The organism is Muriicola sp. E247, from assembly GCF_041358175.1.
Taxonomy (GTDB): Bacteria; Bacteroidota; Bacteroidia; order Flavobacteriales; family Flavobacteriaceae; genus Muriicola.
Map to the genome: position 1 here is coordinate 47062 of NZ_JBGKBE010000013.1, position 13563 is coordinate 60624.

Annotated in this window: 12 protein-coding genes; 3 read left to right on the top strand and 9 right to left on the bottom strand. The window is 42.8% G+C overall.

Going from position 1 to position 13563, the window contains the following annotated elements; genetic code table 11:
• Position 1: 1 nt before the first annotated feature.
• From ccoG to ACA086_RS14315, 6 genes are all read right to left on the bottom strand, one after another.
• Positions 2–1417, bottom strand: coding sequence for a cytochrome c oxidase accessory protein CcoG (gene ccoG / locus ACA086_RS14290; protein WP_371004022.1), 1416 nt, complete (start codon positions 1415–1417; stop codon positions 2–4).
• A gap of 20 nt (positions 1418–1437) precedes the next feature.
• Positions 1438–2382, bottom strand: a complete 945-nt coding sequence (locus ACA086_RS14295) for a cbb3-type cytochrome c oxidase N-terminal domain-containing protein (RefSeq protein ID WP_371004024.1) — start codon at positions 2380–2382, stop codon at positions 1438–1440.
• 6 nt (positions 2383–2388) lie between these two features.
• On the bottom strand, positions 2389–2568 hold the full coding sequence (locus ACA086_RS14300; protein ID WP_129602018.1) for a CcoQ/FixQ family Cbb3-type cytochrome c oxidase assembly chaperone: 180 nt from the start codon (positions 2566–2568) through the stop codon (positions 2389–2391).
• A gap of 3 nt (positions 2569–2571) precedes the next feature.
• On the bottom strand, positions 2572–4773 hold the full coding sequence (gene ccoN / locus ACA086_RS14305; protein WP_371004025.1) for a cytochrome-c oxidase, cbb3-type subunit I: 2202 nt from the start codon (positions 4771–4773) through the stop codon (positions 2572–2574).
• A 2-nt stretch (positions 4774–4775) separates the two neighbouring features.
• Complete coding sequence (ccoS, locus tag ACA086_RS14310; protein ID WP_371004026.1) at positions 4776–4994, bottom strand: cbb3-type cytochrome oxidase assembly protein CcoS; 219 nt, start codon at positions 4992–4994, stop codon at positions 4776–4778.
• Between the two features lie 69 nt (positions 4995–5063).
• On the bottom strand, positions 5064–7439 hold the full coding sequence (locus tag ACA086_RS14315; protein ID WP_371004027.1) for a heavy metal translocating P-type ATPase: 2376 nt from the start codon (positions 7437–7439) through the stop codon (positions 5064–5066).
• Between the two features lie 181 nt (positions 7440–7620).
• On the opposite strand from ACA086_RS14315, the gene ACA086_RS14320 reads away from it, so the two are divergent.
• A complete protein-coding gene (locus ACA086_RS14320; RefSeq protein WP_371004028.1) occupies positions 7621–8310 on the top strand; it encodes a Crp/Fnr family transcriptional regulator in 690 nt (229 codons plus the stop codon).
• 147 nt (positions 8311–8457) lie between these two features.
• Complete coding sequence (locus ACA086_RS14325) at positions 8458–9360, top strand: universal stress protein (RefSeq protein ID WP_371004029.1); 903 nt, start codon at positions 8458–8460, stop codon at positions 9358–9360.
• 1 nt (position 9361) lies between these two features.
• Here the strand turns inward: ACA086_RS14325 and ACA086_RS14330 are convergent, their stop codons facing one another.
• Together ACA086_RS14330 and ACA086_RS14335 are read right to left on the bottom strand one after the other, a co-directional pair.
• Entirely contained in the window at positions 9362–9580 is a 219-nt protein-coding gene (locus tag ACA086_RS14330) for a hypothetical protein (RefSeq protein ID WP_371004030.1), read from the bottom strand.
• A gap of 77 nt (positions 9581–9657) precedes the next feature.
• A complete protein-coding gene (locus ACA086_RS14335; protein ID WP_371004031.1) occupies positions 9658–10857 on the bottom strand; it encodes a hypothetical protein in 1200 nt (399 codons plus the stop codon).
• Positions 10858–11424: 567 nt separating this feature from the next.
• On the opposite strand from ACA086_RS14335, the gene ACA086_RS14340 reads away from it, so the two are divergent.
• Positions 11425–12582, top strand: a complete 1158-nt coding sequence (locus ACA086_RS14340; RefSeq protein WP_371004033.1) for a homogentisate 1,2-dioxygenase — start codon at positions 11425–11427, stop codon at positions 12580–12582.
• Here ACA086_RS14340 and hutG read toward each other — a convergent pair.
• Complete coding sequence (gene hutG / locus ACA086_RS14345) at positions 12574–13545, bottom strand: formimidoylglutamase (protein WP_371004034.1); 972 nt, start codon at positions 13543–13545, stop codon at positions 12574–12576. The two genes, ACA086_RS14340 and hutG, sit on opposite strands and share 9 nt — an antisense overlap.
• Between the last annotated feature and the right edge of the window lie 18 nt (positions 13546–13563).

Consider the following 13563-nt stretch of genomic DNA (forward strand, 5'->3'; position numbering starts at 1 on the left):
TCTAATAATAACTTCTCGGCCCCAGGAAACGCGTTGTTGCGGTTTCCAATAAGGTTTCGTCACTGTAAACACCAATTTTAAGTTTGTCCTTATCGCTGCCCAGTTCCCCGGCATCAATTTCAATAAAGAGGGTGCCTTCTGTAAGTTGTTCTGCCGGCACGTCAAAATTTTTGTGCGTTACCACTTCTATTTTTCCGTTGTGGGATAAGAGTTTAAAACTCACGTTTTCTACATTTTTTGTCGTTTTATTGATCAGTTTAAAAGTGTAGACGTTACTGATTATATTACCTTCTTTACGTTCATACATTTGCCCCGGTAAACGCAACACCGTAGCTTCCAAATCGTTCCTGAGGAAAAGCATCCCGATCAGTATTCCTATGAGAACCACCAGTACCGAGGAATAACCCATCATCCTTGGGGTAAAAGAAAATTTGGTTTTTTTCTCTATGTTGTCTTCGCTTGCATAACGGATCAGACCTTTGGGAAGATTCACCTTTTCCATAATGGTGTCGCATTCGTCAATACAGGCTGTACAGTTAACACATTCGAGCTGTGTTCCATTTCTTATGTCGATTCCTGTTGGACAAACATGAACACATTGAAAACAATCGATACAATCCCCATGTCCAAGAGCCTGGCGATCTTCTCCTTTTCGGAATTTCTTTCTTCCTTTTTCCCCCTCACCCCTTTTATGATCATAGGCCACTACGATCGACTTGTTGTCGAGTAGTACACCTTGCAACCTCCCATAAGGACAAGCAATGATACACACCTGCTCCCTAAACCAGGCAAAGACGAAGTAAAAGACCCCGGTAAAAATAAGCAGGGATATCAGGGAGCTGACATGCTGCATCGGGCCATCGGTTATATATCGAACAAGGGTATCACTGCCAATCAAATAGGCGAGAAATACATTGGCAATGAGGAAGGAGATCAGAAAAAATATACTCCATTTTATGAGGCGTTTTCTGATTTTCTGTGCATTCCAGGGCTGTCTGTCGAGCCTTATCTGAGCTCCGCGATCTCCATCAATCCAGTATTCAATTCTGCGAAAAACCATTTCCATAAAAATAGTCTGGGGACACATCCAGCCACAGAAAATACGTCCGAAAGCAACTGTAAAAAGAGCAATAAATATAACCCCTGTGATCATCGAGATCACAAAGAGGTGAAAATCCTGGGGCCAGAAAGGATATCCAAAGATGTTGAATCGCCTTTCAAGCACATTAAACATCAGAAACTGATTCCCGTTGATCTTTACAAATGGTGCTGCAATCAGAAATAACAACAGGCCGTAGCTCACCCACTTGCGGTATTTATAAAATTTACCGGAGGGTTTTTTAGGGAATACCCAGGCTCTTTTGCCTTCTTCATTTATGGTCCCTATGGAATCACGGAAACGTTCATCGTTTGCCACACTGGTAAATCTTAAGTGAGTTATTCATTCATGGCCACCGTAGTGGTATCCGAGGCCATCTCTTCAGGGGCCTCTTCCTCTTCGTCAGCATTCTCATCGATCCACAGCTCGCCTTCTGCATCTTTTGGATTCGCAGATGTTTTACCCTGAAAACTGAGGACATAACTAGCTACCTGAGCCATTTCTGAAGGTTTGAGGGTTTGTTTCCAGGCTATCATCCCTTTCCCGTCGCGTCCCCCTTCGGAAATTGTTTTAAATACATTTTTAATACCCCCTCCCAGTATCCAGTAAGGATCCGTAAGGTTAGGACCTATTCCTCCACCCCCGTCGGTCATATGGCACACGGCACAATTGGTATCAAAGATCACCTGTCCCGCCTTGAGGTCCGAGGCATCGGTGAGCAAGGTAACCGTGTTGACATCCACCAGATCTTTCGCTGTTTTACGGTATTCTTCAATGGCAGCCTGTGCCTCCGCTACTTCCATTTCGTATTCGAGATCCTGATCGTAGTCATTGAATACATGAAAGCGGGCGAGATAAACAACACCAAATAGAATAGTAGCATAGAACAGATATACCCACCATGGTGGAAGTTTATTATCCAATTCTTTTATCCCGTCATAATTGTGGTCAAGGATTATTTCACCCTCTTCTTCTATAGGTTTACTCCCGAGTAATTTCTTATAAATCCTGCTGGCCCATGCCCATTCCCACTTTTTTGTCTTAGCATTCAGATACCTTTCTTTGGCTTCTTCCGAGAGGGTCTGGAACATTACATTTTCAACGGATTTCACAATGAGTTCAATGGCGATAAGGATCAATAAGATCATCACCAGGAACAATTGTACCATGGGATATTCTATAAAGGCAGGCTTATCTCCTGATTCGATATAAAATTCGGTGAGGCCGAAAATAAGAAAGAAAAAAAATGGGATTCGGATCCACCAGGGTGATGTATTTTTCATGGGATATTATTTTGGTTGATTATCTTCTAAGGGAATTTCACTTACTTCCTTAATATGTTCTTTCGAGGCGGTAAATACCCACCAGAATAAGAGGGAAAAGAATACAAAAAAGATGAGTAATGAGATCATGGGATAGGTGGCTATCCCTTCGATGCTCTCCATATGATTTTTGACAAATTTTAGCATGATCTATTGATTTTCTGATAACAGTTGATCTGTGTCTTTTACTTTTATATCGGTCCCAAGGCGCTGTAAATAGGCGATGAGAGCGATTATTTCACGGTCTTTCATTTCAACAAATTCCTGCCCGTTGGAAAGGGCCCTGGATTTGTCTTCTTCATAGGTCTTCGCAAAATCGGGATCTGAATACAGGCTTTCCTCGATCTGTTTTGCCTGTTCTTCCATTGCCGTTTGTGCATTGATGATGTCCTCTTCGGTATACGGTACCCCCAGGGTAACCATGGCCCTCATTTTATCCTCTACATCAGAACGATCGTGTTTATCTCTTACCAGCCACTGATAGGCAGGCATAATGGAACCTGAGGACATACTTTGAGGATCATACATATGATTCAGATGCCAACTATCAGAATACTTCCCGCCTACTCGAAGTAAGTCGGGTCCGGTACGTTTACTTCCCCAGAGGAAGGGGTGGTCGTAGACAAACTCTCCTGCTTTCGCGTATTCCCCGTATCGCTCCACTTCACTTCTGAAGGGGCGAACCATTTGTGAATGGCAGCCTACACAGCCTTCCCGGATGTACAGATCACGTCCTTCCAGTTCCAGCGGAGTATAGGGCTTGACACTTGTTATGGTAGGGATATTCGATTTTACAAGCAGTGTTGGTACAATCTGAATAACACCACCGATAAGAATAGCAATGGTAGCGAGGATGGTAAGTTGAATGGGCTTTCTTTCCAGCCAGGTGTGATAAGTTTCTCCAAGGGTACGTCTTGACGATACCCTGGTTAGGGCCGGAGCTTCAGCCTGTTCATCTGTCACTGCGCTTCCCGAACGGACGGTTACCACAATGTTGTACAGCATTACGATAAAACCTATAATGTAAAGTGATCCTCCGATGGCACGCATCCAGTACATCGGCATAATCTCATTAACGGTTTCAAGGAAGTTTCCGTAGACCAGACTGCCATCAGGATTAAAGTCTTTCCACATAAGCGCCTGGGTAAATCCGGCCACATACATTGGAAGAGCATACAAAATGATACCCAGTGTACCTATCCAAAAGTGGAAATTGGCCATGGGTGTTGAATGGAGTCTGGTTTTAAACATTTTGGGCACCAGCCAGTAGATCATCCCGAAAGTGAGGAAGCCGTTCCAGGCCAGGGCACCTACATGGACGTGTGCAATAATCCAGTCGCTGAAATGGGCAATGGCATTTACATTTTTCAGGGAAAGCATAGGACCTTCAAAAGTTGCCATCCCATAACCGGTAATTGCCACCACCATAAATTTCAGAGTTGGGTCTACCCGTACTTTATCCCAGGCTCCCCTGAGGGTTAAAAGCCCGTTGATCATCCCACCCCAGGAAGGTGCAATCAGCATTACAGAAAAAGCCACACCCAGATTCTGAGCCCAGTCGGGTAAGGAGGAATACAACAGGTGGTGAGGTCCGGCCCAGATATAGATAAAGATCAGGGACCAGAAATGCACAATAGACAGGCGATAGGAATACACAGGTCTGTTGGCGGCCTTAGGGACGAAGTAATACATCAGGCCGAGGAAAGGAGTGGTTAGGAAGAAGGCTACGGCGTTGTGGCCGTACCACCATTGCACCAGGGCATCCTGTACTCCTGCATAGACCGAATAGCTTTTTAGTGCGCTTACGGGTAATTCAAGGCTGTTAAAGATGTGTAAAACGGCGACTGTAACGAAAGTGGCCAGGTAAAACCAAATGGCGACGTATAAATGCCTCTGTCTTCTTTTGAGCATGGTACCGATCAGGTTCCAGCCAAAGGCCACCCAGATTACTGCAATAGCCAGGTCGATAGGCCATTCCAGTTCGGCGTATTCCTTGGAAGTTGTGTATCCCAGTGGCAGGGTGATTGCGGCGGCCACAATAATAGCCTGCCATCCCCAGAAGTTCAGCTTACTGAGAAAGTCACTGAACATCCTTGCCTTTAAAAGCCGTTGAGTTGAATAATATACCCCGGCAAAAATTGCATTCCCGACAAAGGCAAAAATAACGGCATTGGTATGCAGAGGGCGTAACCTACCAAAACTTAGCCAGGATATGCCATCTGTAACATTGGGAAATAAGAACATAAAGGCGAGTAGCAGACCCACCAGCATCCCAATGATCCCCCAGAAAAGGGTGGCATAGATAAATTTCTTTACGATCTGGTTGTCGTAACTAAATTGCTGTACTTCCATAATTAAATTTGTTTGCTTTTTGTATTGGTTTTACTGGATATTGGAACGGTTTGATCTGAAGTATTTTTTTTGGACCTGATCAACTCATCCTCAAAGAGAATACGGACAGATGGGGTATAGGAATCCTCATACTGTCCACTCTTTACAGAATGGATAAAGGCAACAAAAAATATTACGGCTACCACAATACTAATGGTCAGCAACACATAAATTACACTCATACCTACCTGAATTCAGATGCAAAACTAGGTTTGCTGTTATCCCTAAAAAATGACATAAGTCAGGTTTTATTATTTAATTTTTCTTCCAATCCAATTCGTTGTTATCGTTGTGAACGCTACAATACTTATGGAACTGAGGGGCATAAGAATGGCGGCTATCACCGGTTGTAACTGGCCCGTTACTGCAAAATATAAGCCTACAATGTTATAAAGAAGAGACAAGACAAAACTCAGTCTGATAATCCCCATGGCCTTTTTAGAAGCGTGGAGATAGGAACTGAGATATTCAAATTTACTCGCATCCAGTATGCCGTCACAGGCCGGAGAAAATACGTTGATATCTTCCGCCAGGGCAATTCCAACATCACTTTGGGCCAAAGCCCCTGCATCGTTAAGACCATCACCAACCATCATTACCCGCTTTCCTGAATCCTGTAGTTCTTTCACAAAAAACAGCTTGTCTTGCGGACTTTGATCGAAGTACATAGGGGTTAAGCCGGGAAGCAGTGCTTCGAGCCTGTTTCTTTCCCCGTCGTGGTCGCCCGATAGGACGGCCACATCCATCTGCTGTGTCAGTTCAGTCATCAGCTGGGATATACCATGGCGATACTGACTTTCGAGAACAAAGCGTCCTTTGTACTCCGCATTTGTACTTAAATGAACTTCGGCTGTACCGGGGCTATTTTCATTGCAGTTATCAACGAAGCTGGCTGCTCCAATTTTAATATTAGCATTTCCTTTGCTTCCATAGAGACCCTGACCAATAAATTCCTCATATTGATCCAGGCTCATAATATTGTGTTCCTTCAGCAAGGCGTAAAGTGACCTGCTCAAAGGGTGGTTGGATGCCCTGAGGGTACTCTTCAGCAGCGATTTTTCCTCAGTAGTTAGTTGGCTTCCTTCATAGAGGATCTGATCGTGTTTACTTGTGGTGAGCGTTCCGGTTTTATCAAAAATTGCCGTATTGATGCCGGCCATTTTCTCAATGACAGAAATATCTTTGAGGTAGAATTTTTTTTTGCCAAAAATCCTGAGCATATTCCCCAGCGTAAAGGGTGCGGCCAGGGCTATGGCACAAGGACAGGCTATGATAAGTACCGCCGTGAAAACATTCCAGACCTTTTCAGGATCTGTAAACATCCAGTAGAGAGATGCAATCATTGCGATAGACAAAACAGCATAGGTAAAGCGTTTACCAATACTATCAGTGAGCGATTTAAACTTGCTATCTGAGTTTTCCCCAAAGACTGAATGGCTCCATAACTGTGTTAGGTAGCTCTGAGAAACTTTTTTATCGGCAACCATTTCAAACGGTCCTCTGAGTTGTTTCCCGCCCGCAAAGACTTTTTTCCCTAATTCCACATGTACAGGCCTGGCTTCCCCGGTAACAAAGCTGTAGTCTATCTCTGCTGCCCCGTTTTTTAAAACTCCGTCAACAGGGATCAGTTCCCCATGGCGTATAAGTAGTCGGTCACCTTTTTTCACCTCATTTACCTGAGCCACTTCCTCTTTTCCATCCTGGAGAATACGTGTAACTGCCACCGGGAAATAGGACTTGTAGTCCCGTTCAAAAGAAAGGAAGGAATAGGTTCGCTTTTGAAAATATTTACCCAGCAACAGAAAGAAAATAAGTCCGCTGAGACTATCGAAAAATCCACTTCCCCAATCAAAGGAAATTTCAAGGGTACTGCGGAGAAATAGGACCAGTATTCCCAAAGCAATGGGTACATCTATATTGAGAAAACGACTCCGGATTCCTTTGTATGCTGATATGAGGTAGTCTTTCCCGGCGTAAAAGACTACAGGTACGGAAAAGGCGAACATAAGCCATCTGAACAGGATTTTGTACTGTTCTAACCAATACTCATTAACATCAAAATATTCGGGAAAGGAGAGGAACATTATATTGCCGAAACCAAATCCTGCTACGCCCAGCTGATAGATGATTTTTTTATCATCTCTGTTCTTTTTTACATCCGAATCAGCCAGGGAGATAGTGGGTTCATATCCAATTTTTGCGAGGATTTCAGCTATCTCTTTCAGAGAAATAACGGTAGCATCGAAAGATATCCTTACGGTCTTTTGGGGAAAGTCGACTTGCGACTGCACCACTCCGGGAGCCAATTTCTGAAGGTTCTCAAGAACCCAGATACATGAACTACAATGGATGGTGGGGATAAACAGGTTGATGATCTGATGTTTCCCGTCGTTAAATTCGATTAGTTGCTCTGAGATCTCTGTATTTTCCAGGAAGTCGAATTTCCCGGGCATCAGCTTTGGGGTACTCCCGGCAGCGGATTGCAGATCGTAGTAATACTTGAGATCATTCGAGTCGAAGATCTCATAGACCGTTTTGCATCCGTTGCAACAGAAAGCTTTGTCCTGAAATAAGATTGTATCATCATCACAGGGATCCCCGCAATGAAAACAATTCATGTTATCCATACACTTGTCAAATACCTGGGAGCAAAGATGCAACCTCAGTTGTCAGTAAAAAATGACATTTATCAGGTAAAAAATTAAAAACAATCAAACACAATTGAATGGTGAGATAGGGAAAAATCCTGAAAGTGCTATGGCGACCTTTATAAATTATCTTACCTTAGAGGGATGAAAGCCGTACCTCATGAAAAACAGATGTGAGAACTGTATTGTCAGACAATTCAACTCTTTGCGGGCAATGAGCAAGGAGGAATTAAAACGGGTTTCCGACTCCAAGATTACCAGGACGATAAAGAAAGGGCAGGCTATTTTCGAAGAGGGTGAAAAACTCAATGGTGTCTATTGTGTTCGTGATGGGGTATCAAAACTTTCCAAGCTTAGTGCCAATGGCAAGGACCAGATTGTAAAACTTGCCAGCAAAGGGGAAGTGATGGGTCAGAGATCTGTAATTGCTGAGGAATCAACAAATCTTAGCGCAGTTGCCGTAAGCGATATGGAGGTTTGCTTTATTCCTAAGGAGGGGATTGTGGATGCCCTTCATAAGAATCCAAACTTTACGGTAGAGGTATTGCGTCATATGGCCCACGATTTACGGGAAGCCGATGATGTAATAGTCAATATGTCTCAAAAGACAGTAAAACAGCGTATCGCTGAAGCATTCTTATACTTAAGAGATAATTTTGGGGCTGATACTGACGGCTTCCTCAACGTAACCCTGTCTCGTGAAGATATTGCCAATGTGGTAGGTACGGCAACCGAATCTTGCATCAGGATTATTTCTGAATTCAAGAAAAAGAAATACATCAAAACTTCCGGAAAAAAGATTGGTGTAGTGGATGAAAAGAAGCTACGAGACCTGGTCGATGGGTTCTGAATAACATCATTTTTTTCAAGAGTATTTTCCCTTCAAGGGTCATCAATAATTGATTGTCCCCTTCAAACCTCCTGTAAACCTGACAAAAGTCATTGTTTCAGCCGAATGTCATTTCTACTTTTACCCCTGTTACTGTTTAAAATTCCTATGAAGCATATCCTGTTACCCACCGATTTTTCAGAAAATTCATGGAATGCCATTGCGTATATCCTTGAATTACTAAAGAAGGAGGAATGTACATTTCATTTACTGAATACCTATACTCCGGTGATACCCAATAGTCGGTTTATGGCATCCAGTTTTCAGGGGAAGGTACTTGAAGATGGCAGTAAAGAGAATTCCTTAAAAGGCTTAAAAGATATCCTCGCGAGAATCAGGAAATCTTACAGTAATAAATATCACACTTTTAAGATAAAATCATCTTTTAACCTCCTTGTTGAGGAGATCAGAAATATAATCGAGGAGGAAGGTATTGATCTTATCGTAACCGGAACAAAAGGCGCTTCGGGAATTGAGGAGGTATTTCTTGGGAGCAATACTGTTAGGATCATCAAGGCGATCAAGGAGTGTCCAATCCTTACTATTCCAAAGAATTTTAAGTATGTTAGACCGCAGGAAATTGTGTTTGCAACCGATTTTAAGCGATATTACAGTAAATCCGAATTGACACCCCTCTTAGAATTGGCCAAAAGTTTTAAGGCGACCATCCGCATAGTTTACGTTCAAGACCAAATCAAAGCCTTAACTGAAATACAGCAGTTCAACCTCAATATCCTCAGGAAGTATTTTAAAGGCATAGATCACTATATCCACACGGTGTCAGAGTTGAACACCGTTTCCAAAACACTGGAGGTCTTCGCGGATGAATTGGATATTCACCTGCTGGCCATGTTAAATTATCAGCACAGTTATATGGAGCGAATGACTCGGGAGCCAGTTGTTAAATCCCTGGCTTTCCATACGCAGGTGCCTCTGCTGGTGATTCCTGAATTAGGCATGAACGGACCTAAACATTCCAGACCAAAAAAAGATTTGCAACTGGTAAAATAAACTACTCTTTGATAGGATAGTCCTCGTAGAAATCCTTAAAGGTTTTGGAGGTGGTGTAGTTATCCGTCAGGACTTTATAGACCATAAAGACAATCATAATCTGCCCGATCACAGTTACATAGAATACCCAATTAAAGGGGAAATTCATCGCGGCCATAATGGTCACTGTCAATAAAATGAGGGTGGTGGCTCCTACCCAAAACATTGCGGAGTCTTTCATAGCATTTTTATGTAAAAATACTTGTAATGCTGCAGACCGGCTGTTAAGGAATTTGCAAAATAATTGATCTTACGATATTAATTCACTCCGGAATCAGTCCAGAATTTTAGCTCCTCAGGGATATTTTTTTCTTTTTCCAGCTGAAACGGATTAAAGTCGTTTTTAACAAAAAGGTACCAGGCACTTGATGAAATGGTTGGTGTAATATCGGTATGCTCCCAAAGTTGGTTTGCTCCAAAATTTGTTCCAAAATTAGCAGTGTAGGGGAGTCCGGCCGTGGAGACATTAGAAGTACTTGAGATAAAGGCTTCCTCCAGATTTAAAATGGTATTTTGCGCATTCCCTTCCTGATTAGCTTCATTGAAGGCCATAGCCATCTGGGCCGTACCTTCTAGCCATACAACGTCTTTATCATCGTCAAAACAGTATCCGCTGATAAGCTTTTCATGGGTTGTAGAATTCTGGGAGTTATAGAATCGATGGGCTTTGTTCAATACTTCTTCCGGGAAATCTTCCAGAATCATATACCCCAGAGTGTAAAGATCCAAAGCGTGATTATAAGCAGGATTTTCAGTGTCCGTTATCAATACCTTTTCGTTTACATCCCATCGCTGTTGCTGCAGAAATAAGAGGATTTTTCTGTGGAAATCGTCAAATCCCTTTACAGCATTAAAAGCTGTAATGATACCTTCTGTCACTTTAGGGATTAAGGATCCATCTTCATTAATTCCACCTTTTAATCCCCCATCTTCCTCCTGCAATGAACGCAACCAGGTTTCCAATTCCCGGGCAAGGTTTTCATATTTGTTAGACTGTGTCTTTTCGTGGTAATGATTTACGGCAAGCAGTAACCACGCGTTATCGCCCATCCAGATTCGCGAACTTTGTTCACCTGAAGTGTCACGATATTGAAAAAATCCGCCATTATTTGCGTTGAATTCACTCTGCAGACGATTATCGAAATAGTCGAGTATTTGTTCTGCACCAGAGAGGTTTCCATCTGCTGTAAAAGCCAGCGCAGCCAGGGCATTGTCGTATAAGGACACAAAGTCTGTGAACTCTGCACTTTCTACAAGGCCGTTAGTACCTTGCATATGGCCCAACCACTCAGATACTTTTTCAGGGCTGGCCGTGGTAGCAGAAGGACTATGTTCTTCCTCAGGGATATCTGCAACCAGAACCTCGGGAAGTGGCTGTTCATAGATGGTAGTTACATCCTCCATGCAAGAAACAAGAGTGAGAGATAGTCCCCATAAAATTATGTTTTGCGTTTTCATCCTAGGTTAAGTTTACAGATCCGGACCGAGGTTCAAATCTTTTATTAAATAACTGCAAAGACGAATGAAGAATACCAGTTCCCGACTAACGGCCTGACATTTTCGTTAAATTTTTGTGCTATGTGCAACTCATCCTGTATTTGTGTTTGTCATCTGTTTCCTACAGAATTGCCAAAAAGGCCTTTTGTGCATTTCACCGATGATTTACCATGGATATTTACTTTAACATCAGGTGCAGGCTTATTTTTAATCGGATTTTTCTGCGATTTGTCTCCGGCTCTGAAAGATTTATCTCAGCTGATTACTTTCAAAATCAAAAAGCTTTGTTATCTTTGGACTGTTGTGTTGGACTTCATTTCGATGAGGTCGGTGTTGTAAACTAAGAAGTTAGTTACAGCCAATGAAAGGCTTTCCAAGTTGGGAGGCTTTTTTCTTTTCAGATAAGTGGAAATCATCGTAATATTTTTTTTCATTTCCCGGTTTAATTACTCTTGCTTCTTTTGCTTTGAAATTTTCAGGTCCCTTTAAATTATCGTATTTTTAATCTGATTTTAATGCGATGTATTTATGCCACTTTATCACACTTTAGGGAAGATTCCACATAAAAGACATACAGTCTTTAAAAAGCCTGATGGCAGTTTGTATTACGAGCAATTATTCGGAACCATCGGTTTTGACGGAATGTCCTCCCTTATGTACCATATACACAGGCCAACGCAGGTTAAAGAGATAGGAAAATCCCTGGATATCAGCCCGAAAGCTGCTGTTCAGTATCACGTACAGTCGCGTTTGTTGAAGGGCCTCGAACTTCCTCCTGAAGATGACTACCTGATCAGTAGAAAGGTGATCCTTTTCAACGGAGATGCCCATATTGGTCTTGCGGCGCCCAAGAAGTCGATGACTGATTATTTCTATAAAAATGCGGATGCCGATGAATTGTTGTTTATACATAAGGGTTCAGGAACACTAAAAACCATGTTGGGAGAGATTCCATTCGGATATGGGGATTATATTCTGATTCCAAGGGGAATGATCTATCAGATTCACTTCAACACTGAAGACAACAGGTTGTTGATTACCGAGTCGTACCATCCTATTTACACTCCAAAGCGATACCGAAACTGGTTTGGTCAGCATCTCGAGCATTCTCCATTTTGTGAACGCGATTTCAGATTGCCCCAGAATTTGAAAAGTCATGATGAGAAAGGGGATTTTTTAATAAAAGTAAAGAAGCAAGGGCATTTGCATCAACTGGTCTATGCCACACACCCCTTCGACGTAGTAGGGTGGGACGGATATAATTATCCCTATGCTTTTTCCATACACGATTTTGAACCTATAACAGGACGGGTACATCAACCCCCACCTGTACATCAGACGTTTGAGACCAGTGCTTTTGTGGTTTGTTCTTTCTGCCCTAGGTTATACGACTATCATCCGGAAGCCATTCCCGCACCTTATAACCATTCCAACATCGATTCTGATGAGGTACTTTATTATGTTGACGGGGATTTTATGAGCAGAAAAGGGATTGACAAGGGGTATATTTCACTCCATCCGGCTGGAATCCCTCATGGGCCACATCCCGGAACATACGAAGCGAGTATTGGGAAGAAGGGAACAGAAGAACTGGCAGTTATGATCGACACCTTCAGGCCTCTTCAGCTTACCCAGGAGGCACTAAACCTCGATGATGGCAAGTATTTCAAATCCTGGCTAGAGTAAGGCATGTTCGTGCATTATATAGTGTATCATTCCTGCAGCTAATTTTGCGGTCTGGTGGTCAAGGTCGAATGCAGGATTCGTTTCAGCTATGTCAATACCCAGGAGTTTTCCAGAGTTGATCAGTATTTTCAGGCTGGCATATACTATTTCAGGGCTAAATCCTATTGGGGAAGATGCACTTACGCCAGGGGAAAAGGCTGAGGAAAATCCATCCATATCAATTGTTACATAGAGCTTATCAACCTTTGAAAGGAAAATGTCGAGCGCCTCTTTTACGGTATTGTAATGATGCATGGAAAACTCAGTCAGGGATATGTGTTTTACACCTAACCGACTTGCAGTCTTAAATAATTCAGGAGGATTTGCTTCTTTCCTTATTCCCAGACATATGTATTCGAATGACTCCGCATCTGCAGCGCAATCCTCTGCGATCTGGAAAAAGGGACTTCCTGAATGATTTCCATTGGCATTTGTTCTGAGATCAAAATGGGCATCAAAGTTGATGATCCCAAGCTTCTTTCCTGTGCCAAGCGCCCTTCTTAACCCCCGGTAGTGCCCGTAAGCAATATCATGTCCTCCTCCCAACAAAATTGGAATTCCCCCACTATTGACAAGAGTGGCAGTTTTGGTTGCCAGCATTTCCTGACTTCCCTCTAAATCGCCTTCGGGGCAAAGAATATTTCCTGTATCCACCAATAAGACTTCCCTCTGAAGATGATTGGCTAATTTACCCAGTTCCTTACGGATAGCATCAGGTCCTTCAACAGCGCCTGGTCGACCGGAATTTCTGCGAACCCCTTCGTCACAGGCATACCCCAAAAGGGCATAAGCAGGGCGGTTTGATGGAAGTTGAAATTCTTTGCTGAGGTCTTTCAAGATTACTTTTTCATGCAGATATTCCTGGCTGTCCGAATTACGGCCTTTCCAAATTGATTTTTCAGGTATCTTGTAAAAATGCTTCATGGTAATGGGCCTCCCGGA